This is a genomic window from Sphingomonas sp. S-NIH.Pt3_0716, from assembly GCF_003950715.1.
In the GTDB taxonomy this organism is placed as follows: domain Bacteria; phylum Pseudomonadota; class Alphaproteobacteria; order Sphingomonadales; family Sphingomonadaceae; genus Sphingobium; species Sphingobium yanoikuyae_A.
In genome coordinates this window covers 159,660-185,072 of the sequence record NZ_QLJK01000007.1, presented here as the reverse complement: position 1 = coordinate 185,072, position 25,413 = coordinate 159,660, and the positions used below count along the sequence as shown (strand labels likewise).

Genomic DNA, 25,413 nt, shown 5'->3' with positions numbered 1-25,413 from the left:
AGACCAGCGGTCAGGCGTCTTGGCCGCCGATGATCGCGGCATAGGCGGCCGGATCGACATTGGCGCCGGAGATGACGAGGGCGGTGGCACCGTCGCTGGGCGGGGCGAGGCCGGCAAGCATGGCGGCGAGCGCGACCGCGCCGCCCGGTTCGACCACCAGCTTGAGCGTGGTGAAGGCGAAGCGCATCGCGTCGCGCACCTGATCGTCGCTGACGACCAGGCCGCCGGCGAGCAGGGCGTGGTTGATCGGGAAGGTCAGCGCGCCGGGGCTGGGCGCCAGCAGCGCGTCGCAGATGCTGCGCGCGTCGGGCGAGACGGTTTCGCGCATGCCGCTGGCGAGCGAGCGGGCAGTGTCGTCGAAGCCGGCGGGTTCGACCGCATAGACGCTGATGTCCGGGCGGGCGGCCTTGACCGCCGTCGCCGTGCCCGCGACCAGCCCGCCGCCACCGCAACAGACGAGAATCTGTGCGAGGTCGGCGCCGGCGGCCTGGGCCTGGTCGAGTATTTCGAGGCCGATCGTGCCCTGGCCGGCGATGATGAAGGGATCGTCGAAGGAGGGAACCAGCGTCGCGCCGCGTTCGGTGGCCAGGGCGGTGGCGATTTCCTCGCGGCTCTGGGTGAAGCGGTCATAGGGAACGACCTCTGCGCCGAGCGCGCGGGTGTTGGCGGTCTTGATCGCCGGGGCATCGGCCGGCATCACGATCGTGGCGGGAATGCCGAGCAGGCGGGCGGCAAAGGCGACGCCCTGAGCATGGTTGCCCGAGGACCAGGCGACGACGCCCGCTGCCCGTTCCGCAGCGTTCAACCGGGCGAGGCGGTTATAGGCGCCGCGGAACTTGAACGATCCGCTATGCTGGGCGCCCTCGAACTTCACCAGCACGCGCCGTCCGCACAGATCGTTGAGTGCGGCATTCTCGATCAGCGGGGTGCGGACCGCCGCCGGCGCGATCAGCCGCGCGGCATCGGCGACGTCGGCGGCAGTGATGGCCATCAAGGATAGATCTGGCGAATCGGTCATGTCGGCTCCTTGGGTCAGAGGCCCTTGCATAGCCGCCCGCCGGCGGCGCGCAACGATCCGCCGGGGCGATCCTGGCCCGCTTGGCAGGGCTTGTGCTTTGGCTTATGGGGGCCGCGCGCCGGGGCGGTCAAAAGCCCCGGACGCGCATGATCGCGCCGGTGCCCGCAAGGGCTGAAAACGGGAATGCGGTGCGGGGGGCGCAGCCCTTCCAAATCCGCGGCTGTCCCTGCAACTGTAAGCGGTGAGCGCGATGCGCAGGGTTCCCAAGCTCTTCAAAAGGGGAGGGCCGGAACCGGCCACTGGACCGATAGGTCCGGGAAGGCTGGCGCATCGTTGCCCTGACCCGCGAGCCAGGAGACCTGCCGGCGTCTGGTCGCTCTTGCCCTGGCCCAGGGGATGGCCATGGCGCGGTGTTTCCGTCGAGCGACGCCCATGGCGGCCGGGGCCGCATCGGTGCGTGGGGCGGGGCGCTGGCGTCTTCCCGATCCTCACGCAGCGACCGCTTGTGCGGACGCCCCGGTTCCAAATCGACGGACGCCGGGGGACGATAAAATGAAGACGTTGGGGATTTCGCTGATCGCGCTGCTGGCCGCTACGCCGGCACTGGCACAAGACGATGATATCGTCGTCACCGCTTCGGGCATCGCACAGCCGCGCGACGAGGTCGGCCAGGCGATCACGGTGATCGATGCCGACACGATCAGCACGCGCCAGGCGGTCGATGTCGTCGACCTGCTCGCCACCACGCCGGGCGTTCGCTTCAGCCGCAACGGCTCCACCGGCGGCGTGACCGGCGTGTCGCTGCGCGGGGCGGAGACGACTCAGACGCTGGTGCTGATCGACGGGGTCAAGGTCAACGACCCGAGCGGCATCGGCGACGGCTATGATTTCGGCCATCTGCTGACCGGCAATATTCGCCGGATCGAAGTGCTGCGCGGCTCCAACTCGGTGGTCTATGGCAGCCAGGCGATCGGCGGCGTGGTCAATGTGATGACCGGCGCGCCGAGCGAGGGTTTCGAGGTCAATGCCTCGGCCGATTATGGCTATAGCGACACGTTGAACGCGAAGGCCGATGTGTCGGGCACGCGCGGCGCGGTGTCGGGCGGCGTGGGCGTCGCCTATTTCAACACCGACGGCATTTCCTCGGTCGGCCGGTCGTTCGGCGGCGTCGAGAAGGATGGCTATGAGAATATCGCCACCAATGCCAAGCTGAAGATCGCCTTTTCCGACAGCCTGAGCCTCGACCTGCGCGGTTACTATATCCATGCCGATCTCGACTATGACAGCTTCTTCGGCGCGCCGGCCGACAGCAGCGACGTCAGCAAGCTGGACCAATATGTCGGCTATGCGGGGATCAACCTGGCGCTGCTCGACGGCAAGCTGACCAATCGGGCCGCCGTCACCTGGATGCGCAACGATCGCGACTATTATTTCGTGCGCGGTACCGACCCGGACTATGGCTATTCGGGCACCAATCTGCGCTTCGAATATGAGGGCGTCTATGCCCCGGTGGATCAGGCCAAGCTGATCTTCGGCTATGAGCATGAGCGGCCGGACTATGAGTATTTCGGCTTTGGCGACATAGCGAGCGCGAAGGCGAACATCGACAGCGTATATGCGCTGGCGGTGGTCAAGCCGCTTGCCGGCCTCGCCGTCACCGGCGGGCTGCGCCATGACGATCATAGCCAGTTCGGCGGCGCGACCACCTTTGGCGCGAACGCCAATTACACGCCGAACGCCGGCGCGACCAATATCCGCCTCTCCTATGGCGAGGGGTTCAAGGCGCCGTCGCTCTATCAGCTTTACGACACCTATAGCGGCAACAGCGCGCTGCGGCCGGAGCGGTCGAAAAGCTATGATATCGGCTTCGACCAGAGCCTGGACGGGGACAAGGCGGTGCTGTCGCTGACCGCCTTCCGGCGCGATACCCGTAACCAGATCAACTATGACTATGCGACCTACACCTATGGCAATCTGGACCGGACCCGCGCCAAGGGCGTGGAAGCGACGCTGACGCTGAAGCCGGTCGAGGCGCTGACGGTGGCGGCCTCCTACAGCTATGTCGATGCGCGCGACCGGTCGGGTGGGGCCACCGACGGCAATCGCCTGCCGCGCCGCGCCGCCAATGCGGTCAGTGTGTCGGCCGACTATCTCTGGGCCTTCGGCCTGTCGACCGGCGCGACCCTGACCATGGTCGGCGACAGCTATGACGACACGGCCAACACGCGCCGGCTCGACGGCTATGCGCTGGCCGGGCTGCGCGCGTCCTTCCCCGTGGGCGACCATCTGGAAGTCTATGGCCGGATCGACAATCTGTTCGATGCGGATTACGCCACGGCCTATGGCTATGGCACCTATGGCCGGTCGGCCTATGGCGGCGTGCGTGTCCGCTTCTAAGGGGCGGCGCGCATGAGCGGGCGGCGGCATCCTCTGTTGCTGCCGGGGCTGATCGCCCTGCTGCTGGTCGCGGCCATCGCGTCGGTCGCGCTGGGATCGGTGACGATCGCGCCGGCCCGCATCCTGACGGTGCTGGCGGGCGGCGGCGACATGGTGGCGCGGGCGATCGTCATCGACCTGCGCCTGCCGCGCATGGCGATCGGCCTGCTGGTCGGCGCGATGCTGGGCCTGTCGGGCGCGGCATTGCAGGGCTATCTGCGCAATCCGCTGGCCGAACCCGCCGTGCTGGGCGTGTCCAATGCGGCGGCGCTGGGGGCGGTGATCGCACTCTATTTCGGCCTGTCCGAACTGCATCCGATGGCGTTGCCGCTGCTGGCGATCGTCACTGCGCTGGCGGCGATCGGCGCGCTGTTCCTGCTTGCCGGGCCGTCGGAAAGCCCGTTGACGCTGATCCTCGCCGGCATTGCCGTCGCGACGCTAGCGGGGGCGGGGATCAGCCTGGCGCTCAACCTGTCGCCCAATCCCTTTGCCGCGATGGAGATCATGAGCTGGCTGATGGGCAGCCTGGAAAATCGCAGCATCGACCATCTGCTGCTGGCGCTGCCCTGTATCGCGGTCGGCGCGGCGCTGCTGCTCTATGACGGACGCGCGCTCGACGCGCTGACCCTGGGCGAGGATGGCGCGCGGGCGCTGGGCGTCGACCTGTCGCGGGCGCGGCTTCGGCTGATGGCGGGGGTGGCAATCGGTGTCGGCGGCGCGGTGGCGGTGACCGGATCGATCGGCTTCGTCGGCCTGATCGTGCCGCATCTGGTGCGACCGCTGACCGATCGCTCGCCTTCCGCGCTGCTGCTGCCGTCGATGCTGGGCGGCGCGGTGCTGCTGACCCTGGCCGATATCGGCGTGCGCGTCATCCCGACCAGCAGCGAATTGAAGCTGGGCGTACTGACCGCGATCCTGGGCGTGCCGGTCTTCCTCATTCACCTGATGCGGGAGCGGCGGCTATGGTGACCCTGTCGACCGAGCAACTGGACGTCCGGCTGGGCCGCCATCTGGCGGTGCGCGGCGTCCATCTGACCATGGCGCCGGGCCAGTTGATCGGCGTGATCGGCCCCAATGGCGCGGGCAAGTCGACCTTGGTGCGGGCGCTGCTGGGGCTGGTGAAGCCGGCCGCCGGTCGTGCGCTGCTGGGCGGGGCGCCGGTCGAGCGGCTGTCGCGCCAGGCGGTGGCGCGGTCCATCGCCTATCTGCCGCAGGGCCAGACCTTGCACTGGCCCCTGGCGGTCGAGCGGCTGGTGGCGCTGGGGCGCTTGCCGCATCTGGGGCCGCTGTCGCGCCTGACCGCCGACGATGAGGCGGCGATCGAGGACGCGATGGTCCGCGCCGATGTCACCGGCTTCAAGGGCCGGATCGCGACCGAGCTGTCGGGCGGCGAGCGGGCGCGGGTGCTGCTGGCGCGGGCGCTGGCGGTGGGCGCGCCGGCGCTGATCGCCGACGAGCCGCTCGCCGCGCTCGACCCCGGCCACCAGATCGACGTGATGGCCTTGTTGCGGGCGCAGGCGCAGGGCGGGGCGCTGGTCGTCACCGTGCTGCATGACCTCGCCATGGCGGCGCGCTATTGCGACCGGCTGCTGCTGATGGATGGCGGCGCGCTGGTGGCGGACGGGGCGCCGATGGACGTGCTGACGCCGGAGCGGCTGGCGAGCGTCTATGGCGTCGCCGCGCGGATCGACGTCAACGACGGCCTGCCGCTGATCGTGCCGACGGCACGGGTCTGATCGGGAACGAAAAAGGGGGCCTTCCGGCCCCCTTTGCTTAGTTGCCGAAGCCGCGTGGGGCGGGATCGACCACGCTGATCGTGCCGGCGCCGACCTCGCTCACTTCCAGCGCGCGTTCGGCGATGCCGTTGCGATTGAAGCGGAAGGCGCCGTCGATGCCGGCAAAGCCGCCCGGATCGCGCAGGCGCGCGGTGGGGAAGGGCGCGCCCGGCTTCCAGTCCTGGGCGATCCGCACCGTCAGCAGCACCGCGTCATAGCCCATCGAAGACAGGCGGAAGGGCGCGCTGCCGTAGCGGGTGCGATATTTGGTCGCGAGCTGGCGATAAAGGCCGTCCGACACGCTGGCATACCAGGCGCCGCGTAGCACGGGGCTGGCGGCCAGCGATTCTTCGGTATTCCAGATTTCGGTACCGAGCAGGCGGGCATTGGCGCCGCCATTCTTGCGCACGATCGGTGCGACCTGCAGCGCGACACGGCCGCTGTCGGCGATCAGCAGCGCGTCATAGCTGGACGAGGCTTGCAGCTTCTTGACCGCAGCGGTGATCGAGGCGGGGGTGCGATCGAAGGTCTGCATCGACACGACCGTGCCGCCGGCCTGTTCGACCGCGCGCAGCAGCGCATTGCCGGCGCGCTCGCCATAGGTGCCGCGCGGCACCAGCGCGCCGAAATTGGACAGGCCCTTTTGACGGGCGAAGCCGATCACCCGCTCAATCGACTGGTTGGGGGTATAGCCCATCAGGAAGATGTTGCTGCCCGCGACGCTGGTGTCGTTGGAGAAGCTGATGACCGGGACATTGGCCTTGGCCGCGATCGGCCCGACGATGCGGGCGTCATCGGCCAGCAGCGGACCCAGGATCAGGCGGTTGCCGTCGGCCAGCGCCCGGTTGGCGGCGGCCGCCGCGCCGGTGGCGGTGTCATAGGTGGTGATGCGGACCTTGTCGGTCTTGATATCCATCAGCGCCAGGGTGGTGGCATTGGCGATCGACTGGCCGACCCCGGCATTGGGGCCGCTGGTCGGCACCAGCAGCGCGACGCGGTGGCGCGCGGTATCGGTCGGCAGGCCCTGGGTCACTTCCGGGCCGGTCGGCTTGGCGGGGCCGGTGGGCTGGGCAGGGCCGGGGCCCTTGGGCACGATCGACTGACAGGCGGCAAGCATGATGGTGCTTGCAACGAACAGCAATCGCGCGCTGCGCTTCATCGCCGCGAACATGTTCGCTTGCCGGGGGGCATCCGTCTCTGTCATCTGGGATCCTTATGGAAACTATATTGGCATCCGGGCTTGAGCCTGGGCTTTACATCGTGGCGGGGCCGATCGGCAACCTTGGAGACCTTACGCCGCGCGCGGCGGAAGTCCTGCGGTTGGCCGACGTGGTCGCCGTGGAAGATACACGGGTCAGCGCAAGGCTGCTGCGCCATGCGGGATCGGATCGACCGATGATTCCCTATCATGACCATAGCGCCGAAAATGTGCGGCAACGGCTGATCGAGCGGATGGCGAGCGAATCGGTGGCGCTGTTGTCGGACGCGGGGACGCCGCTGATTTCCGATCCGGGCTACAAGCTGGTGCGCGATGCGCGGGCGGCGGGGCGCAAGATCACGACCCTGCCGGGGCCGAGCGCGGCAATCGCGGCGCTGACCCTGTCGGGCCTGCCGACCGACCGCTTCCTGTTCATGGGCTTCCTGCCGAACAAGGCTAAGGCGCGCGGCGACGTGCTGGCCGAGGTGGTGGCATTGCGCGCGACCCTGGTCTTCTACGAAAGCGGGCCGCGCCTGTCGGACAGTCTGGCGGCGATGGCGGCGGCGCTGGGTGATCGCGAGGCGGCGGTCAGCCGGGAGATCAGCAAGACCTTCGAGGAGACGGCGACCGGCACGCTGACCGAGCTGTCCGCCCGCTATGCCGATGCCCCGCCCAAGGGCGAGATTGTCGTCATCGTCGGTCCGCCCGGCGAGGCGCCGCCGGCCAGTGCCGAGGATGCCGACGCGGCGCTGCGGGAGGCGCTGACCCGGCTGCCGGTATCGAAGGCGGCGGGCGAGGTTGCCAAGAAGCTGGGGCTCGACCGGCGGACGCTCTATGACCGGGCGAATGAGCTGAAAGGGGAACGCGAGGCGTGAACCGCCAGCAGGCGGAGAAGCGCGGCCGGCAGGCCGAACGCATCGCCGCCTGGTGGCTGCGCCTCAAGGGCTGGCAGATTGTCGGTCAGCGCTTGCGCACGCCTGCGGGCGAGGTCGACCTGGTCGCGCGCAAGGGCGCGATGCTGGCCTTTGTCGAGGTGAAGAGCCGGGCCACCGACGCCGAACTGGACGTCGCGATCGACCAGCGTCGGCTGGCGCGGGTGGCGGCGAGCGCCGAAATATTATGGCATCAGCTGGCAAGACCCGAAGACGACATGCGAATTGACGTCATCCTCCTTGCGCCGGGCCGCCCGCCACGCCATCTGGCCAATGTCTGGCATGGGGGGTGAAGGCTCTCCATTCCGTTCGGGCTGAGCGAAGTCGAAGCCCACGCCTGAGCGCCAGCGAAGGCAAGTCACCTCGCTAACGCTCGGCGGAGCCCTTCGACTTCGCTCAGGGCGAACGGTAAAAGGAATGAAGATGACCGAACTCAACCCCCTGACCGTCGCCATGCAGATGGACCCGATGGAAGGGATCAGGATCGCCGGCGATTCGACCTTCCACATCATGCTGGCGGCGCAGGCGCGGGGGCATAAGCTCTATCATTATCTGGCGCCCGACCTCACCTATCGCGATGGCCGGGTGCTGGCCAAGGCGCGGCCGGTGAAGGTGCAGAAGGTCGAGGGCGACCATTATGCGCTGGGCGAGCCGGAGATGCTGGACCTGGGGCGTGACGTCGATGTCGTGTGGATGCGCCAGGATCCGCCCTTTGACCTGAGCTACATCACCGCCACCCATCTGCTGGAGCGGGTGCAGGAAGAGACTCTGGTGGTGAACGACCCTGCCAGCGTCCGCAATGCGCCGGAAAAGCTGTTCGTGCTCGACTATGCCCGCTTCATGCCGCCAACGATGATCACCCGCGACCTGGCCGAGGTGAAAAGCTTCCTGGCCGAGCATGGCGAGATCGTGGTGAAGCCGCTCTATGGCAATGGCGGCGTCGCGGTGTTCCATGTCGGCAGCAATGGCGCGAATCTGTCGTCGCTGGTGGAACTGTTCAAGGCCTCGTGGGTCGAACCCTTCATGGTTCAGGCCTTCATCCCCGGCGTCGCGCAGGGCGACAAGCGCATCGTGCTGGTCGATGGCGAGGTCGCGGGCGCGGTCAACCGCATCCCCGGCGCGGGCGAGATCCGCTCCAACCTGGCGGTCGGCGGATCGGCGGCCAAGACGGTGCTGACCGATCGCGAGCGGGAAATCTGCGAGGCGATGGGGCCGGAATTGAAGCGCCGCGGCCTGTTGTTCGTCGGCATCGACGTGATCGGCGGCGAATGGCTGACCGAGATCAACGTGACGTCGCCGACCGGCATCGTGTCGATCGACGCATTCGACGGCACCGACACCGGCGGCATGATCTGGGACGCGATCGACGCCCGCCTGGCGGCGCGGGCGGCGGCTTAAGGCTTGGGCAGTTTGGGCTTGGTACAACGAAATCCGTTCGGGCTGAGCTTGTCGAAGCCCTCTGCTGAGCGGAGCGAAGTGCCTCCCTTCGGTCGGCCGAGCCCCCTTCGGCGAAGCTCAGGACAGGCTTCGACAGGCTCAGGGCGAACGGAGGGGGGGCGTTCGGGCGCCAACGGATTTTGGTCATGACCGACTGGGTGCTGCGGTTGATCGATGCGGGGGGCTATTGGGGGATCTTCCTGCTGATGATCCTCGAAAATGTCTTTCCGCCGATCCCGTCCGAACTGATCATGGGGATTGGCGGCATCCGCGTCGGCCAGGGGCGGATGGCGATGGAATGGCTGCTGCTGGCGGGCACGCTGGGCACCACGATCGGCAATTATTTCTGGTATCTGGTCGGCCATATATTGGGCTTTGGCCGGTTGAAGCCGCTGGTCGATCGCTTCGGCCGCTGGGCGACGCTGGAATGGCGCGATGTCGAGGCGCTGGACCGGCTGTTCGGCAAATATGGCCAGATCGTCGTCTTCGCCTTCCGTTTCATGCCGGCCTTCCGCACGATGATATCGCTGCCCGCCGGCCTGTTCCGCATGGGCCATGTCCGCTTCCTGATCTGGACCGCCGGCGGCGCGCTGGTGTGGAATCTGGTGCTGGCCTATGCCGGTTTCCTGCTCGGCCAGAATTTCCGCGATATCGACAAATATGTGGGACCGGTGGCGACCGCCTGCGTGGTCGGCGCGGTGCTGCTCTATCTCTGGCGGCTGGCGACCTGGCGGCCCAAGGGATAAGAGACTGTTTGAGAAAGCCGGTACCAGCCCGCGCCCCCGCCCAACCGCCCGATCCAGTGTCATCCTGTCGGGTGGTTGGGAGGGGGAGCGGGCTGGAGCCGTATTGAAAAATCGCCCTTTCGCGATTTTTCAAACAGCCTCAGAAGGGCAATTTGATCCCCACCATCACCCGCTGCGAGGTGGTGCCGTTCGCCATGGTCTGGCTTTCGACATGGACATTGCCCTTCACCTTGCCGAACAGGGTGGTTTCGGCGCGGCCGAGCGGTGGCTCGTCGCTGGTGGCGGCGACCTCGCGCTCGACCCGTTCGTCGCGGCGGCGGCCGGTGACGACGATGGCGTTGGGACTGGGCGCGGGCTGCACCTTCTGAAGGTCGAAATCGGGCGGGATGTCGGTGCCGCCAACGCTTTGCAGGGCCATCAACAGACGCAGCATCCTGGGGTTCCTCCGGTCGCAACGGGGATCTGCCAGCGAGGCTGACGCAGGATTACGGCGAATCCATGGCCGTTTCAGGCGCGGGGATGGGCGGCGCGATAGACGTCGAGCAGATGGGCGGCATCGACCTGCGTATAGACCTGGGTCGAGGTCAGGCTGGCATGGCCGAGCAGTTCCTGCAAGCTGCGCAGGTCTGCGCCCCGGCCGAGCAGATGGGTCGCGAAACTGTGGCGCAGCGCATGGGGCGTGGTCCGGTCCGACAGGCCAAGCCGCCCGCGCGCGCCCTGCACCGACCGGCGAATGAGCGCGGCCGAGAGCGGACCGCCGCGCGCCCCCCGGAACAGAGGCTGGTCGCGCTCCGGCGACCAGGGGCATTGGTCGGCATAAGCCTCGATCGCGGCGCGGACCTGTGGCAGCAGCGGCACCAGCCGCGTCTTGCCGCGCTTGCCGGTGACGCGCAGCGTATCGCCCAGCGGCATGATGTCGCCCATCAGCCCCATCGCCTCGCCAATGCGCAGGCCCGCGCCATAGAGCAGCAGCAGCACCGCCCAGTCGCGCGCGCCTATCCAGTCCTCGCGCGCGCCCTCGGCAATGTCGCCGGCCAGCGCCAGCGCCTCGTCGGGGGAGATGGGGCGGGGCAGGCCGCGCTTGACCCGTGGTCCCTTGAGCTGGGGGATACGGGCCTCCGCGCCGCCGACAAATTTCAGGAAGCCGCGCACCGCCGACAATTCGCGCGCGGCGGAGATATTGCCGATGCCGTCGACCCGGCGGCTGGCGAGGTAGGCGCGCAGGTCCGCCTGCTCCAGCCGGGCGAGGCTGGCGGCGGTCACGGCCTGGCCCTGATGCTCGGCGAGGAAGGCGACCAGCCGCTCGGCCGTGGCGACATAGGCCCGCACCGTATGGGTCGAGCGCCGCCGGTCGAGGCTGAGATGCTGGCGCCAGCGTTCGGGGAGGGAGGGGGTCATGTTGGAAATGCCGCGCTTAACTTCGCATATTTCCCGCATATTTTGACAGTATGAAACAAGAGTTGGAAATCTTGTTGCGTGGAGCGGGGGATACGGGGAGGGGCGGCGTTGCGCATGGCGGCAGCCTAGCAGAGGGGGGCGATGTAGGACAGGTGGCGCGCTCCTCCTTAATCGTCACCCCAGCGAAGGCTGGGGTGACGATCATCTGCGGCCCTTGAAATCCGCCGGGAAATGGGCACATGGGAGCCATGGCTACCCCGTTCGATCCGGCCGATTTGCCGACCGGCATCCTGATGACGCTGTCGCCGCTGGTGGCGCGCGTGCTGGCGCCCAATCCGTCGCCCTTCACCTATACCGGCACCCAGACCTATCTGGTCGGTGGCGCGGATGTCGCGGTGATCGATCCGGGGCCGGACGAGGCCGAGCATCTCGACGCGCTGATCGCCGCGATCGGCGGGCGGCGCGTGGTGGCGATCCTCTGCACCCATACCCATCGCGACCATAGTCCGGCGGCGCGGCCGCTGAGCGCGCTGACCGGCGCACCGATCATCGGCTGTGCACCGCTGACGCTGAGCGACGACGGGCCGCGCGCGGACGCGGCCTTTGACGCGGACTATCGGCCCGACCGGGTGCTGGGTGATGGCGAGGGGGTGGCCGGCACCGGCTGGACGCTGGAGGCGGTGGCGACGCCGGGCCATACGTCCAACCATCTCTGCTTTGCCTTGGCTGAAGACAAGGCGCTGTTCACCGGCGACCATGTGATGGGCTGGTCCACCAGCGTCATTTCCCCGCCCGATGGCGACATGACCGCCTATATGCGATCGATGCAGCGGCTGCTGGAGCGGGACGATATCGTCTATTATCCGGCCCATGGCGAGCCGGTGGAAAATCCGCAGCGGCTGGTGCGCGGCATGATGGGCCATCGCAAGCAGCGCGAGGGCCAGATCATGCGCTTCCTGGAGCGCAATGGCGACAGCGCCATCCCCGACATGGTGGCGGAAATGTACAAGGGCGTGGACCCGCGCCTCTATGGTGCGGCCGGGCGATCGGTGCTGGCGCACCTGATCGATCTCAATGGCCGGGGCATGGCCGCGCCGCTGGAGGATGGGCGATGGCAGATGCGCTGAAGCGCTATGCCGGGCCGGTCGCGATCGCGCTGCTGATCCTGCTCGTCGGCGGCGCGATGCTGGTCGGCTGGCAGCGCTATAATCGCGACTATGTGGTGAGCGTCGAGGATGACGGGACGGCGGTGACCAAGGTCATTGCCGAAAAGATCTCCGGCACCAGCAGCCTGAAGGTCTCCGAACTGAGCGGCACGATCCAGAGCAGCGCGCGCGATGTGCGCGGCTTTGGCTGGCTCAAGTCCGATCAGGTGGTGAAGATGCCCTTTTCGGTCGATTATTTCGTCAATGTCGGCGCGATCGGCGCGGATGACCTGGAATGGGATGCGGAGCGCCGCACCCTGATCGTCAACGCGCCCGATGTCACCGTCGGCAAGCCCAATGTGGACGAGAGCCAGCGCACCTTGGTGCGCACCGGCGGCCTGTTCGTGACGCGCGAGGCGGGCGAGGAACTGAGCCGGCGCACGTCCGCTTACGCGCAGGCACGGGCCGCCAAATCGGCCGGGTCGCCCGAGCGGATGGCGCAGGCGCGCGAATATGGCCGCGCCGCGCTGGTGAAGCTGATGGCGGCGCCGCTGGCGGCGGCCGGGCAGGGCGATGCGCGGGTGATCGTCACTTTTCCGGCGGAACGACCCAATCGCGATCGCTGGGACGTGACCACGCCGGTCAACGAGGTACTGGCAAACCGGAGACAGGCCCGCTAGGGCGCCCGGTAAGACCGAGGAGTCACAGGGTATGAACGCTTTCACCGATATTCCGCAGGGGACGGACCTGCGCGCGGAGATCGACCGCCTGCGCAAGGAGCGCAACGCCGTCATCCTGGGCCATTATTATCAGTCGCCCGAGATTCAGGATCTGTCCGATTTCGTCGGTGACAGCCTGGAACTGTCGCGCAAGGCGGCTGAGACCGATGCCGATGTCATCGCTTTCTGTGGCGTGCGCTTCATGGCCGAGACGGCCAAGATATTGTCGCCGCAGAAGATCGTGGTGCTGCCCGACATGGACGCCGGCTGCAGCCTTGAGGATAGCTGCCCGCCCGCCCAGTTCAAGGCGTTCCGCGAGGCGCATCCCGATCATATTGCGCTGAGCTACATCAACTGTTCGGCCGAGGTGAAGGCGCTGTCCGACATCATCGTCACCAGTTCGTCGGCCGAGAAGATCCTGGCGCAGATCCCCAAGGATCAGAAGATCATCTTCGGCCCCGACAAGCATCTGGGCGGCTATTTGAAGCGCAAGCTGGGCCGCGACATGCTGCTGTGGCCGGGCGTGTGCATCGTGCATGAGGCGTTCAGCGAAACCGAATTGCTGAAGCTCAAGGCCCAGCATCCGCAGGCGCCGGTCGCCGCGCACCCGGAATGCCCGCCCTATATCGTCGACCATGCCGATTATGTCGGGTCGACCAGCGGCATCCTGGACTTTGCCAAGACGATGCCGGGCGACACGCTGATCGTCGCCACCGAACCGCATATCATCCATCAGATGCAAAAAAGCGTGCCGGACAAGAATTTCATCGGCGCGCCGGGCGCGGACGGCAACTGCAACTGCAATATCTGTCCCTATATGGCGCTCAACACGATGGAGAAGCTCTATCTGTCGCTGCGCGACCTGAGCCCGCGCATCGAGATGGATGAGACGCTGCGCGTCGCCGCCAAGAAGAGCCTGGACCGGATGCTGGAAATGGCCAGCGGCACGGTCGGCCAGGGCGATCTGGGCGCACGCTGAGGATAGACGGGGGAGGTCGGTCACATGGTCAACCTCCCCGACAGCGATTTCGGCCTTTTCTATTATTGCCTCGAATGGGTGATCCGCATCGGCGCGCTGATCGCCGTGCCCTTTCGCCGGACGCCGGCGGCGACGCGGGCCTGGCTGCTGCTGATCTTCTTCCTGCCGGTGCCGGGGCTGATCCTGTTCTGGATCATCGGCAGCCCACGTTTTCCCGAATGGCGGCGCGCCCGGTTCGGCGAGCTTGATCCCTGGTTCGGCGGCATTGCCGCGCGGCTGCTGCCCCATGCGCCATCACCCGACCCTGATCGCGCGCCGATCGTCGACCTCGCCGCAAAGCTGGGCAAGATGCCGGCGACCGGGGGCAACCGGGTCGATCTGATCTTCGACTATATCGTCGCCATCGACCGGCTGGTGGCGGACATCAACGCCGCGCGGCACAGCGTGCGCATCCTGGTCTATATCTTTGCCGATGATGCGGTTGGGCGGCGGGTGGCCGATGCACTGGGCGCGGCGGTCAAGCGCGGCGTCACCGTGCAGGTCATGTATGATCCGGTCGGATCGCGGCCCTGGCGCAAGGGGATGGAGGCGATGCTGACGACGGCGGGGGTGGAGCTGTGCGCCGCCCTGCCGTTCCGCTGGATCCGCGGGCGGACAAGGCGCGACATGCGCAACCATCGCAAGCTGTTCGTAATCGACGGGGTGATCGGCCATGTCGGATCGCAGAATATCGTCGCGCGCGACTTCAAGCCCGGCATCGTCAACCAGGAACTGGTGGCGCGGGTGACCGGGCCGGTGGTGGCGGAGCTGGAGGCGCTGGTGCGCGCCGACTGGTATATGGAGACGCATCAGTTGCCCGAGGGGCCGGTGGTCATTCCCGAGCCGGCCGGCGACGCGGTGGCGCAATTGCTGCCGAGCGGGTCCAACTATCCGCTGGAAGGGTTCAAGACGCTGCTGGTGTGGCAGCTGCACCAGGCGCGCAGCCATGTGATGCTGGTGACGCCCTATTTCATTCCCGACGATGATCTGGTCGATGCGATGCGCACGGCGGTGGTGCGCGGGGTGAAGGTCGACCTGATCGTGTCCAAGCCGGTGGACCAGTGGCTGGTCCATGCAGCGCAAGCCTCCTATTATGCCGAGCTGATGGCGGCGGGCATCGGCATCCATGCCCATCGACCCGAATTTGTCCACGCCAAGACGGTCAGCATCGACGGTCGGCTGGCGGTGGTCGGCTCCTCCAATGTCGACATGCGCAGTTTCGAGCTGAACGAGGAGGCCAGCCTGCTCCTCTATGACGCGGAAACGGTGGCGGCGGTGGAACTGGTGCAGCGCCGCTTCATGGCGCGGGCGGAGACGCTGGACCGGGAAACATGGCGCGCCCGGCCGCTCTATCGCAAGGTTGCGGAAAATGTCGCGCGGATGGTCGGCTCGCTGTTGTAACGGCCCCGCATCATCGCCTATCGCATCGGGCCATGAGACATAAGCTGACGCTCCGTTCCGCCCTGATGGCGATCGCCATCGCTTCCGCTCCCGCCCTGATCGCCGCCGCCCCCGCCACGGGTGACGATCCCTATCTCTGGCTGGAGGATATCGAGGGCGCCAAGGCGATCGCGCAGGTCGAGCAGTGGAATGGCGAGACGGAAAAGCTGTTGCGTGCCAGCCCGCGGTTCGAGACGGACCGGGCGCGCGCGCGCGCGATCCTGGACGATGAAAGCCAGATTGCGGTGCCCGACAAGGTGATGGGTGATCGCGTCACCAATTTGTGGCGCGACGCGAAGAATCCGCGCGGCCTGTGGCGGTCGAGCGATCTGGCATCCTATCTCGCCGGCAAGCCCAATTGGACGACGATCATCGACGTCGATGCGCTGGGCAAGGCGGAGGGCAAGAGCTGGGTCTGGCATGGCGCCGACTGCCTGGCGCCCGACTACAGCCGCTGCCTGATCTCGCTGAGCGCGGGCGGCACCGATGCCGATGTCGTGCGCGAATATGACCTCGCCACCGGCAAGTTCGTCGAGGGTGGCTTTACCCTGCCCGAAGCCAAGAGCGACGTCGCCTGGGCGGACAAGGACACGTTGCTGGTCGGCACCGACTATGGCGCGGGATCGCTGACCGCGTCGGGTTATCCGCGCATCGTCAAGCGCTGGAAGCGGGGCACGCCGCTGTCGTCGGCGACCTTGGTCAAGGAAGGCGTGGACAGCGACATTTCGGTGCGGCCGCGTGTCGAGCAGGATGGCGACAAACGCTGGGTCTTCATCGACCGGGCGCTGACCTTCTACACCAACGACCTCTATATCGAGGGTGCGAACGGCCAGCTGATCCGCACGCCGGTGCCTGACACGGCCGATTTCCGCGGCCTGATCGGCGGGCAGATGATCGTGCTGTTGAACAAGCCGCTGGGCGACATTCCGACCGGATCGCTGGTGTCCTGGCCGATCGCCGATGTGGCGGCGGGCAAGGCGGGGGCGCCGCAGGTGGTGCTGAAGCCGACCGCGACCACCGTGGTCGAGGAAGTGCGCACCACCGACAATATCCTGTGGGTGAAGCAGCTCGACAATGTGTCGGGCGCGCTGCTGGCGATGACCCGCGATGCCGCCACCGGTCGCTGGGCCAGCCGTCCGGTACCGCTGGCCGACAAGGCGACGGTCCATCTGGTCGGCACCGACGACAAGGGCGACCGGGTGTTTGCCTCGGTCGAGGGGATGCTGACGCCGCCCAGTCTGATGGTGGCGGGGGCGCAGGGCGCCGCGCAAACGATCCAGCAATTGCCCGCGCGCTTCGACGCCAGCCAGTTCGTAGTGGAGCAGCGCTTCGCCACGTCGAAGGACGGGACGAAAGTGCCCTATTTCCTGGCGCGCAAGAAGGGCGTGACGGGGCCGGTGCCGGCGTTCATCCATGCCTATGGCGGGTTCCGCGCGGCGCAGACGCCGACCTACCTCACCACCGAACCCTATCGCGCCGGGCCGCTGGGCCTGTTCTGGGTCGAGGATGGCAATGCCTATGTCCTCGCCAATATTCGCGGCGGTGGCGAATATGGCCCGGCCTGGCATCAGGACGCGCTGCGCGAGAAGCGCCAGAATGCGTTCGACGATCTGGCGGCGGTGGCCGAGGATCTGGTCAAGACCGGCGTGTCGACCAAGGGCGATATCGGCATTTCCGGCCGCTCCAATGGCGGCGTGCTGGTCGGCGCGGCGATGACCCAGCGGCCCGACCTGTATGGCGCGGTGATCGCGGGATCGCCGCTGGAGGATATGAAGCGCTATTCGCATCTGTCGGCCGGCGCGTCCTGGGTGGCGGAATATGGCGATCCCGATGTGCCCTCCGACTGGGCGTTCATGTCCAAATGGTCGCCCTATCAGAATGTGAAGACCGGGGTGCACTATCCGCCCGCCTTCTTCTACCTGTCGACCAAGGATGACCGGGTGCATCCGGGGCATGCGCGCAAGATGGCGGCGAAGCTGAAGGCGACCGGCAGCACGGTCTATTATCATGAATATCGCGAGGGCGGCCATTCGGTCGGCGCCGACCATGCCGAGGATGCGGTGCGCGCGGCACTGTTGCACGCCTTCCTGACCCGCGAACTGGTGGAGAAGAAGAAGTGAGCGCGGCTTTCACGCTGGAAGGGTTCGACCTCGACGCCTTTGTCGCTTCGACGCTGGCGGAGGATCTGGGGCCGGACGGCCGCGACGTCACCAGCGAGGCGGTGATCCCGGCCGATGCGATCTTCGACGGGGTGATGGATAGCCGCGACGCGGTGACGCTGGCCGGACTGCCGATCGCGGTCGCCTTCTTCCGCGCGCTTGACCCCGATGTCGAGATCGCGCTGCTGCATCAGGATGGTGACCGGGTGGCGGCGGGGACCGATATCATGCGCATCCGGGGCAAGGCCCGCGCGCTGCTGACGGCCGAGCGTTCGGCGCTCAACACGGTGCAGCATCTGACAGGCATTGCCACCATGACGCGCGCCTATGTCGACGCGATCCTGGGCACGGGCGCGACTTTGCTGGATACGCGCAAGACGATCCCCGGCCTGCGCCGGCTGGAGAAATATGCCACCCGCATGGGCGGCGCGACCAATCATCGCATGGGCCTGTGGGATGCGGCGATGATCAAGGACAATCATGTCGCGGTCGCCGGGTCGGTCGAGGAAGCGGCACGCCGTGCGGTTGCCGCCGGCATCGCCCAGATCATCGTCGAGGTCGACCGGGTCGACCAGATCGAACCGGCGCTGGCCGCCGGGGCGACCCATTTGCTGCTCGACAATATGGATGCGCCGACGCTGCGCGGCGCCGTCACCCTGGTCGGCGGACGGGTGCCGACCGAAGCATCGGGCGGCGTCACGCTGGAGACGATCCGCGCCAAGGCGGAGACCGGCGTCACTTATATCAGCGTCGGTCGCCTCACCCAATCTGCCCCTGCCGCCGACATCGGACTGGATTTCTCCCATGCGTAAATATCTGCTGCCCCTGATCGCCCTGCTGCTGCCCGGCATCGCCCATGCCCAGGCCAATCAGTGCCGCCTGCCCGAGATCATCGCCCGCCCGCAGGTGGAGGGGCCGAGTGCCGACGAGCCCAAGCGGGTGCTGCCGATCGGTTATTACACGTTGGCGGTCAGCTGGAGCCCGCAATATTGCAAGACGTCGCGCGGCGGCGCCCGCGATGCCTTCCAGTGCGGGTCGGGCAATGATTTCGGTTTCACCCTGCATGGCCTGTGGCCCGACGGCTATGGCAAGGAATGGCCGCAATATTGCAAGCCGGCCGCACCGCTGCCGCGCAAGGTGATCCGCGAGCATCTCTGTTCGACGCCGTCGGTGCAACTGATCCAGCATGAGTGGGTCAAGCACGGCACCTGCATGCCGACCACGCCGACCAAATTCTTCGCCCTGTCGCGCAAGCTCTATCAGGCGTTGCGCTATCCCGACATGGCGGCGCTGGCCGCGCGGCCGACCCTGTCGGCGCAGGATTTCGCCAAGGCGTTCGCGGCGGAGAACAAGGGCATGGTCGCCGATGGCATCCGCCTGAACGTCAACCGCGACGGCGCGCTGAGCGAAGTGTGGATCTGCATGGACCGCAAATATCGCTACATGGCCTGCCCGCCGCAGCAGGGCGGCGTGCGCGACCGGGCGCAGTTGCGGATCGAGCCGAAGGGCTGAGACCCAGGCGCCCTTTCCCGCGTGGAAAGGGCAATGATCGCGGGTCAGGCGGAGAGGCAGCGCTTCATCGAGAGCGGGACACCCCTCCACCGGCTTTGCCGGTCCCCCTCCCCTGGCAGGGGAGGATCAACGATGGTGCATGTCAGCCGTCGATCGTCACCGTCGAGGGATGGTGGCGATCGAGATGCTTGCGGATGATGCGCAGATTCTTCGTGTTCGACTTGTAGAGAAAGTCGAAGATATCGCCGGCAAAGGGAATGGCGCCGACCAGCGTGTCGACGCCGACATTGGCGGCCATGCGGGTGAGCTGCCATTTCGACAGGCCGAGATTGCGGGCTTCCCACACGATCCAGGCGCCCATGGCGGCGGTCGCGATGTCGCCGACGACGGGGACGAGACCGATCAGGCTGTCCATGCCGACCCGGCGCTTCGTGCCGGGGATGACGAACAGCCCCTCCAGCACGGCCTCCATCATCTCGATCCGGCGCCGGATCGAGGCAGGGTCGCGGCCGAAGCCGGGCATGTCACGAACAAGGTCATCGAACTGCTTGGCCGAAACGGGCATTCCATCACTCTCCAAAGCCCCGTGCTGCCGGATAACGTCCGGTGCGGCAAAAAGGGCGCAGACCCTTAATTGGTGCTGCGGAAGAGATGGTTCAATGGGTGGCGGCCACGCGGCGAGGGCAGAAAGCCGCTGAGCCGTTTCGACACCAGCGACCAGCGGATCGGCGCGCCGAGCGGGATATAGCCATCATGGCCCTGAATCAGGCCCACCGCCTGGGCGACGCGGGCGGCGCGTTCCTCCGCCGTGCTGGCGAGGCTGGCGGCCTGCAGCGCGGCTTCGCCCTCCGGGCTGCAGTGAATCTTGCGGGCACAGCCGATGCGGCCGAGATACCAGAGCGCGCTGTCATAGGCGGCGACCTCGTCGATCAGCGACAGGTCCGCCTTGTCGGCCAGATCGACCCGCTCTGCGGCAAGGCCGATGGCGCCCAGATCGCGCGCCAACAGGCCGAACAACAGGGTCGAGCCGGGGCCGGCGGGCAGGGCGATGCGCAGCGGCGGCGGATCGCCATGGGTGCCACGCCAGCGGTCGATGATGGCGCGGCCCTGCGCCCGGCGATCATCCATCGCCTGCCCGACCCAGGCGGGCGTGGGCGGCGCCACCGGCAGGTCGAGCTGGCCGGGCAGCAACTGCTCGCTGATCGCCCAGCCGCCCAGCGGAAACATCTGGAGCAGCTGGTTGCGATCGACCGCCATGTTGATCGCGGCGCGCACGCCGTCATCGTCGAGCAGATCGCCCTTGCCGGTGACGGCAAGGCCCAGCAGCCCCTGCACCGGGTCCATCCGCACGGCGTCACGATCAATGCCGGCGGGCACCAGCAGGGGCAGGTCGGCATAGCGGCCGCCCAGCACCAGCGCCGACTGTTTCTCGCGGAAGCGGATGATGGCGAGCGACGCGCGCTCGGCGCGCAGCACGCGGGTCTGCCAGGCGGGGACGCCGGCTTCCTCCTCATCGCTATCGGCATCGTCGCCGCTGAGGCGATCGACCGGGGCGAGCATCGCCGCGCCGCTGCGCCAGACGCTGCGATAGGGGCCGGTGCCGCCGTCGCGCGACAGCACCGCCATTTGCGGCTGGGCCAGCATCTGCAGCACATAGGGGCGGGCGGCGGCCATGCGAATCTCGATTACCTCGCCGGTCATCGGCACGACCGCCTGCACCGCGTCGAGCGGTCCGTCAGGGTCGAGCTGGCGCAGCATCTCGATCCGCGCCATCAGCATGCGGGCGACATCGGGCGCGGTGACGCGGGCGCCATTGGCCCAGAAGGCGCGGCGCAGGCGGAAAATATAGCTGCGCCCATCATCCTCCACCACCCAGCGCTGGGCGAGGGCAGGCAAGATGTCGCCGCCGGCATCGAAGGCGACCAGCCCCTGGGCGGTGGCCTCCAGGATCAGCTTGGCCGCCGGATTGGGCAGGTTCTGCAAAGGCTTGGCAAGTTCGGTTCGGCTGCCGATGACGCTGACCACCACCGGGCCGCTGCCTTCGTCGGAGCAGCTGCCGAGCGCGAGGCCGAGGCTGGCCCCGGCGATCAGGGCGGCGCGGCGCGACAGGCGACGCAGGCGAGGCGGGACGGCGAACATGCAGGAACGGGCTTAGCCGGACGGGGCGTCGCCGCCAACCGCGATCGGCGCTTTTGCCGATGTCACAAAACCGACATCTGAAAGACGCTGCGATGTAACATAAGATTCATACTGGCGTCCCCGAAACAGGGGAATGGACAGGAATGACGCTCCGATTGCGACTGGCCGCCGGCACCGCGCTGGCGACGCTGATGATCTCCGCGCCGGCACAGGCGCAGGATAATGCGGCCTTGCAGCGCCAGATCGACGAACTCAAGGCGCAGGTGCAGGCGCTGACCGCCGCGCTGGCCGCCAACAAGGGCGCGCCGCCGGGGGCGGCCGCGCCGGTGCCCGCAGTGGACGCCGCTTCGGCGCCTGCTGCGCCCGTCGCCCTTGCCGCTGCGCCGGCCGCGCCGGCGGCCGTTCCGGTGTCTGCGGACGCGCCCAAGTCCAAGGCCTGGTATGAGAAGCTGTCGCTGCGCGGCTATACCCAGATGCGCTATAATGGCTTCCTGTCGGGCGACGACACGGCGCCGGCCGGCGAGTCCCGGCTCCGTTCCCCCCATGACAGTTCGATCTCCGACCGGGGCGGCTTCTCGCTGCGTCGGGCGCGGCTGGTGCTGCAGGGTGATGTGTCCGATCGGGTGTCGCTCTATCTCCAATCCGATTTCGCGTCGGCGGTGAACAACCAGGCGGGCAGCGAGCGGCGCGAGGGCTTCGTCCAGCTGCGCGATGCCTATGCCGATGTCTTCCTCGACAAAGGCAAGAATTGGCGTGTGCGCTTCGGCCAGTCGAAGGTGCCGTTCGGCTGGGAGAATATGCAGTCCTCGTCCAACCGGCTGACGCTGGATCGCAGCGACGCGATCAACAGCGCGGTGCCGAGCGAGCGCGATCTGGGCATCGTCACTTATTATACCCCGTCATCGGTGCAGCAGATCTGGGACCGGCTGGGGCATGACGGGCAGAAGCTGTTCGGCAATTATGGCGCGTTCGGCCTGGGCGTCTTCAACGGGCAGGGCACCAACCGGACCGAGCAGAATCGCGGGCTGATGAAGGTGGCGTTCGCGACCTGGCCGTTCGAACTGGACGGGCTGGGTGGCGCCTTTGAGGGCCAGGTGCTGGAAATCGGCGGATCGGCGATGATGAACGATGTACAGCCCGAACTGCGTAGCGGCGGCGTCAGCACGATCGCCTATGACGATGATCGCGTCGGCCTGCACGCCATTCTCTATCCCCAGCCCTTCGGCATCCAGGCCGAATGGAATTGGGGCAAGGGGCCGGAATATGACCTGGACAGCCAGTCGATCGAGACCAAGAATCTGAGCGGCGGTTATGTCCAGATGATGTATCGCCTGCCGACCGAGACGATCGGCGCGCTGATGCCCTATGCCCGCTGGCAGCATTATCGCGGCGGATGGAAGGCCGGCACCAACGCGCCGCGGCTGGAAACCGACGAGTTCGAACTGGGTATCGAATGGCAGCCGTGGAAGGCGCTGGAATTCACCTTTGCCTATGCCCGGATGAAGCGAGCAGAAGCCGATGAACGGCGCACCGGCCGGGCGGAAGGCAATCTGATCCGCACCCAGGTGCAGTGGAACTACTGACCGGCCATGCCCCTGTCAGGGCGTGACCGGCGGTAGCGGATCCTTCTGCGCTGCGGCCTTGCCGTCGGGGTTGAAGAGCATGATCCGGTCCTCGCTCGCGTCATAGCGCGGCCAGGCGGCAAGGCCGGTGCCGTTCGGATCGCCGCTGCGCGCGAAATTGACGATATAGGCGCTGATGGTGCGGCCCATATCATTGTCGCGTGCCGTGGTCGCGGCACCATATTTGATCGCCTGGGTGTCGAAGAAATAGGGGATGTCGGTGGCATGGCCCGCACCGGGCTTGCCCACCGAGGTCGCGACATAGTCGAAGCGATAGGCATAGACCGGCAGCTTCGCCGCGGCGAGCGTGGCGGCGACGGTGCGGGCACCGCCGACCATGAAGCCGGTCGGGCCGCCAATGTCGGCGTCGGTCGCGCCGACCATCACCGGCACATGGGCGAAATTGCCGGCAGCATAGGCGGCAGCCGGATTGACCGCGATCTTCCCGTCGGGGAAGGGCGGGCTGTAGGGGCCAAGCTGGCCCTTGAACATGCCTTCCAGATTGAGGCCGTCGATCACCTGATCGGCGGGGAGGGCGCGCAGCCCCTTGAGCGCGGCGGCATCGCTGCCCTTGATCCCCTTGGTCGCGGCAAAGGCCTCGCCGATCGTCGCTGCGCTGCCGTCCTTTGGTCCCATCATCTGGCCATCGCCGCCTGACATGATGACCGCGCGCTGGAACAGGCCCTGCGACAAAGGCGAGGTCAGCAGCGCATGGACCGACATGCCGCCCGCGCTTTCGCCGATGATGGTGATATTGGCGGGATCGCCGCCGAAGCGGGCGATGTTGCGCTTCACCCATTGCAGCGCCGCGACCTGATCCATCAGGCCGTAATTGCCGGCGAGGCCCTTGTCCTCGTTCGCGGCGGCAAGGGCGGGGTGGGCGAAGGTGCCGAAGCGGCCAAGCCGATAGTTGAAGCTGACCACCATCAGCCCCTGCTTTGCCAGCGCGGCACCCGCATAGGTCGGCGGCGACGATCCGCCATTCACGAAGCCGCCGCCATAGATCCAGAACAGGACCGGCAGCTTGGCGCTGGCGCCGGCGGGCTTCCAGACATTGGCGTAGAGGCAATCCTCGGCCGGCGGGGTGCCGAGCGGCGCGGCATCGCTGGGGAAGGGGAGCTGCATGCAGTCGTTGCGATAGGCGGTGGTTTCGCGCACGCCCTGCCAGCGGGCGACGGGCTGGGGCATGCGCCAGCGCAGGTCGCCGACCGGCGGCGCGGCGAAGGGAATGCCCTTCCAGCTTTCCACCCCGGCATCGAGCGCGCCATGGACGATACCCGCCTCGGTCTGGACCATTTGCGGCTGGGGCGTGGGGGAACGGGCGGCAAGCGGCGCCGTGCCAAGGGCGCTGGTGCCGAGCAACAGGGCGCCCAGCCCGATGATAGTGGTCCGCCGCATCGCCTGCATCCTCCATTCCATTCTGTGGGCGGGAATAGAGGCAAATATGGCGCGGAAATCAATCGGCTTGATCGGGCAAAGAAAAAGGGGCGGCGCCCGAAGGCACCACCCCATATCTCTCCGGCCGAAACCGGAAGGCCGGGCCTTGCCGAAGCAAGGCCGCAACAGCTTACTTGAGCTCGACGGTCGCGCCGGCTTCTTCCAGCTGCTTCTTCAGCTTTTCGGCTTCGTCCTTGCTGGCGCCTTCCTTGACAGCCTTCGGGGCGCCTTCGACCAGAGCCTTGGCTTCGGTCAGGCCCAGGCCGGTGATGGCGCGGACTTCCTTGATGACGTTGATCTTCTTGCCACCGTCGCCGGTCAGGATCACGTCGAATTCGGTCTGCTCTTCAGCAGCCGGAGCGGCGCCGCCAGCAGCCGGAGCGGCCACAGCGACAGCAGCGGCGGCCGAAACGCCCCACTTTTCTTCCAGAGCCTTCGACAGCTCAGCGGCTTCGAGGACGGTGAGGGCCGAGAGCTGATCGACCAGAGCGTTGATGTCTGCCATTTTTCAATTCCTTCTAAGGGGCGATTGCCCCGAACAAATGAGGTTCAAAAGTTAATGAGGATGAGGGGCGGCTCAGGCCGCTTCCTTCTCCGCATAGGCGTTGAAGACGCGCGCAAGCTGCGCAGCCGGTGCCTGGGTGACGGTTGCGAGCTTGGTAGCCGGGGCGACCAGAAGGCCGACCAGCTTCGCACGCAGTTCATCCAGCGACGGCATCGATGCCAGGGCCTTGACGCCCTCCGCATCGAGCAGCACTTCGCCCATCGCGCCGCCAACGATCTCAAGCTTGTCGTTGGTCTTCGCGAAATCGACTGCAACCTTGGCGGCTGCAACCGGATCGACCGACGAGGCGAGGCCGACGGGGCCGGTCAGCAGGTCGCTGATGCCGGTATAGTCGGTGCCTTCGAGGGCGATCTTGACGAGGCGGTTCTTCGTAACCTTGTAGGACGCACCGGCGTCGCGCATCTTCTGGCGCAGGACGGTCGACTGAGCGACGGTCATGCCGAGGTTGCGGGTCACGACGACCACACCAACTTCTGCCAGCTGAGCGTTCAGCGCGGAGACGATCTCAGATTTCTGATTACGATCCATGCCATTCTCCACTTCATGTTCGCGTCGCTTGCGCCACGCGAACGGCTAAAACCCATGGCAAGCCACGGGGCAGTTAAGTCCGAAGGGGAGAGGTCGACTGGCCCATATCCTCGAGAAGGAAGACAGGCAGACCCGAATCGGGCGCATGGCCCGTCCGGTAAAGAACTTTTCCCCGTCTAGGCTGGAGAT

The 25,413-nt window shown here is 67.0% G+C and carries 24 protein-coding genes and 1 riboswitch; of the genes, 15 read left to right on the top strand and 9 right to left on the bottom strand.

Annotated elements, in window-relative coordinates:
• Positions 1-10: 10 nt before the first annotated feature.
• Positions 11-1,018, bottom strand: a complete 1,008-nt coding sequence (locus tag BRX37_RS07825) for a threonine ammonia-lyase (RefSeq protein ID WP_125986153.1) — start codon at positions 1,016-1,018, stop codon at positions 11-13.
• A gap of 139 nt (positions 1,019-1,157) precedes the next feature.
• Positions 1,158-1,399, top strand: a riboswitch (cobalamin riboswitch).
• Positions 1,400-1,570: 171 nt separating this feature from the next.
• Here BRX37_RS07825 and BRX37_RS07820 point away from each other — a divergent pair.
• The 3 genes from BRX37_RS07820 to BRX37_RS07810 are packed head-to-tail and all read left to right on the top strand — an operon-like array spanning position 1,571 to position 5,190.
• Positions 1,571-3,415: a TonB-dependent receptor plug domain-containing protein gene (locus BRX37_RS07820; protein ID WP_125986151.1), complete on the top strand. Its 1,845-nt coding sequence runs from the start codon at positions 1,571-1,573 to the stop codon at positions 3,413-3,415.
• Between the two features lie 12 nt (positions 3,416-3,427).
• Positions 3,428-4,423 carry a FecCD family ABC transporter permease gene (locus tag BRX37_RS07815; RefSeq protein ID WP_125986149.1) on the top strand — a complete coding sequence of 332 codons (996 nt, stop codon included), beginning with the start codon at positions 3,428-3,430 and terminating at the stop codon, positions 4,421-4,423.
• The gene (locus BRX37_RS07810) at positions 4,417-5,190 is read left to right on the top strand and encodes an ABC transporter ATP-binding protein (RefSeq protein WP_125986147.1); all 774 of its coding nucleotides are present in this window, start codon (positions 4,417-4,419) and stop codon (positions 5,188-5,190) included. Before BRX37_RS07815 ends, BRX37_RS07810 begins: the two co-directional genes overlap by 7 nt.
• A gap of 37 nt (positions 5,191-5,227) precedes the next feature.
• Here BRX37_RS07810 and BRX37_RS07805 read toward each other — a convergent pair whose 3' ends face one another.
• Positions 5,228-6,433: a penicillin-binding protein activator gene (locus BRX37_RS07805; protein WP_374552798.1), complete on the bottom strand. Its 1,206-nt coding sequence runs from the start codon at positions 6,431-6,433 to the stop codon at positions 5,228-5,230.
• A gap of 11 nt (positions 6,434-6,444) precedes the next feature.
• Here BRX37_RS07805 and rsmI point away from each other — a divergent pair, with 11 nt between their 5' ends.
• The 4 genes from rsmI to BRX37_RS07785 all read left to right on the top strand — a co-directional run bounded on the left by rsmI (position 6,445) and on the right by BRX37_RS07785 (position 9,542).
• Positions 6,445-7,302, top strand: coding sequence for a 16S rRNA (cytidine(1402)-2'-O)-methyltransferase (gene rsmI, locus BRX37_RS07800; protein ID WP_097382229.1), 858 nt, complete (start codon positions 6,445-6,447; stop codon positions 7,300-7,302).
• Positions 7,299-7,652: a YraN family protein gene (locus BRX37_RS07795; RefSeq protein WP_125986145.1), complete on the top strand. Its 354-nt coding sequence runs from the start codon at positions 7,299-7,301 to the stop codon at positions 7,650-7,652. The genes rsmI and BRX37_RS07795 overlap by 4 nt, the downstream gene beginning before the upstream one ends.
• Positions 7,653-7,782: 130 nt before the next feature.
• Positions 7,783-8,757, top strand: coding sequence for a glutathione synthase (gshB, locus tag BRX37_RS07790; protein WP_004210448.1), 975 nt, complete (start codon positions 7,783-7,785; stop codon positions 8,755-8,757).
• Between the two features lie 185 nt (positions 8,758-8,942).
• The gene (locus tag BRX37_RS07785; protein WP_125986143.1) at positions 8,943-9,542 is read left to right on the top strand and encodes a DedA family protein; all 600 of its coding nucleotides are present in this window, start codon (positions 8,943-8,945) and stop codon (positions 9,540-9,542) included.
• A 139-nt stretch (positions 9,543-9,681) separates the two neighbouring features.
• Here BRX37_RS07785 and BRX37_RS07780 read toward each other — a convergent pair whose 3' ends face one another.
• Both BRX37_RS07780 and BRX37_RS07775 read right to left on the bottom strand, forming a co-directional pair.
• Positions 9,682-9,975, bottom strand: coding sequence for a hypothetical protein (locus BRX37_RS07780; protein ID WP_125986142.1), 294 nt, complete (start codon positions 9,973-9,975; stop codon positions 9,682-9,684).
• A 74-nt stretch (positions 9,976-10,049) separates the two neighbouring features.
• Positions 10,050-10,940, bottom strand: a complete 891-nt coding sequence (locus BRX37_RS07775) for a tyrosine recombinase XerC (RefSeq protein ID WP_125986140.1) — start codon at positions 10,938-10,940, stop codon at positions 10,050-10,052.
• A gap of 248 nt (positions 10,941-11,188) precedes the next feature.
• On the opposite strand from BRX37_RS07775, the gene BRX37_RS07770 reads away from it, so the two are divergent.
• The 7 genes from BRX37_RS07770 to BRX37_RS07740 are packed head-to-tail and all read left to right on the top strand — an operon-like array spanning position 11,189 to position 18,933.
• Positions 11,189-12,067 carry an MBL fold metallo-hydrolase gene (locus BRX37_RS07770; RefSeq protein WP_125986138.1) on the top strand — a complete coding sequence of 293 codons (879 nt, stop codon included), beginning with the start codon at positions 11,189-11,191 and terminating at the stop codon, positions 12,065-12,067.
• Positions 12,052-12,765 (top strand): DUF4230 domain-containing protein, encoded by a 714-nt coding sequence (locus tag BRX37_RS07765; protein ID WP_125986136.1) that lies wholly within the window; start codon positions 12,052-12,054, stop codon positions 12,763-12,765. The genes BRX37_RS07770 and BRX37_RS07765 overlap by 16 nt, the downstream gene beginning before the upstream one ends.
• A 31-nt stretch (positions 12,766-12,796) precedes the next feature.
• Positions 12,797-13,783 (top strand): quinolinate synthase NadA, encoded by a 987-nt coding sequence (gene nadA / locus BRX37_RS07760; protein ID WP_037516208.1) that lies wholly within the window; start codon positions 12,797-12,799, stop codon positions 13,781-13,783.
• 24 nt (positions 13,784-13,807) lie between these two features.
• The gene (gene cls / locus BRX37_RS07755; protein ID WP_125986134.1) at positions 13,808-15,223 is read left to right on the top strand and encodes a cardiolipin synthase; all 1,416 of its coding nucleotides are present in this window, start codon (positions 13,808-13,810) and stop codon (positions 15,221-15,223) included.
• Between the two features lie 32 nt (positions 15,224-15,255).
• Entirely contained in the window at positions 15,256-17,382 is a 2,127-nt protein-coding gene (locus BRX37_RS07750) for a prolyl oligopeptidase family serine peptidase (protein WP_125986132.1), read from the top strand.
• Positions 17,379-18,233, top strand: a complete 855-nt coding sequence (nadC, locus tag BRX37_RS07745; RefSeq protein WP_125986130.1) for a carboxylating nicotinate-nucleotide diphosphorylase — start codon at positions 17,379-17,381, stop codon at positions 18,231-18,233. Before BRX37_RS07750 ends, nadC begins: the two co-directional genes overlap by 4 nt.
• On the top strand, positions 18,226-18,933 hold the full coding sequence (locus BRX37_RS07740; RefSeq protein WP_125986129.1) for a ribonuclease T2 family protein: 708 nt from the start codon (positions 18,226-18,228) through the stop codon (positions 18,931-18,933). Before nadC ends, BRX37_RS07740 begins: the two co-directional genes overlap by 8 nt.
• Before the next feature lie 142 nt (positions 18,934-19,075).
• Here BRX37_RS07740 and BRX37_RS07735 read toward each other — a convergent pair whose 3' ends face one another.
• Both BRX37_RS07735 and BRX37_RS07730 read right to left on the bottom strand, forming a co-directional pair.
• Positions 19,076-19,498: a DUF4112 domain-containing protein gene (locus tag BRX37_RS07735; protein ID WP_010336734.1), complete on the bottom strand. Its 423-nt coding sequence runs from the start codon at positions 19,496-19,498 to the stop codon at positions 19,076-19,078.
• Between the two features lie 65 nt (positions 19,499-19,563).
• Entirely contained in the window at positions 19,564-21,072 is a 1,509-nt protein-coding gene (locus BRX37_RS07730; RefSeq protein WP_017500295.1) for an ABC transporter substrate-binding protein, read from the bottom strand.
• Between the two features lie 143 nt (positions 21,073-21,215).
• On the opposite strand from BRX37_RS07730, the gene BRX37_RS07725 reads away from it, so the two are divergent.
• Positions 21,216-22,655, top strand: a complete 1,440-nt coding sequence (locus BRX37_RS07725; protein WP_125986126.1) for a porin — start codon at positions 21,216-21,218, stop codon at positions 22,653-22,655.
• A gap of 15 nt (positions 22,656-22,670) precedes the next feature.
• Here BRX37_RS07725 and BRX37_RS07720 read toward each other — a convergent pair whose 3' ends face one another.
• From BRX37_RS07720 to rplJ, 3 genes are all read right to left on the bottom strand, one after another.
• Positions 22,671-24,092: a carboxylesterase/lipase family protein gene (locus BRX37_RS07720; protein ID WP_125986124.1), complete on the bottom strand. Its 1,422-nt coding sequence runs from the start codon at positions 24,090-24,092 to the stop codon at positions 22,671-22,673.
• A gap of 169 nt (positions 24,093-24,261) precedes the next feature.
• Complete coding sequence (rplL, locus tag BRX37_RS07715; protein ID WP_004210471.1) at positions 24,262-24,636, bottom strand: 50S ribosomal protein L7/L12; 375 nt, start codon at positions 24,634-24,636, stop codon at positions 24,262-24,264.
• A gap of 72 nt (positions 24,637-24,708) precedes the next feature.
• Entirely contained in the window at positions 24,709-25,224 is a 516-nt protein-coding gene (rplJ, locus tag BRX37_RS07710; protein ID WP_004210472.1) for a 50S ribosomal protein L10, read from the bottom strand.
• Positions 25,225-25,413: the final 189 nt, after the last annotated feature.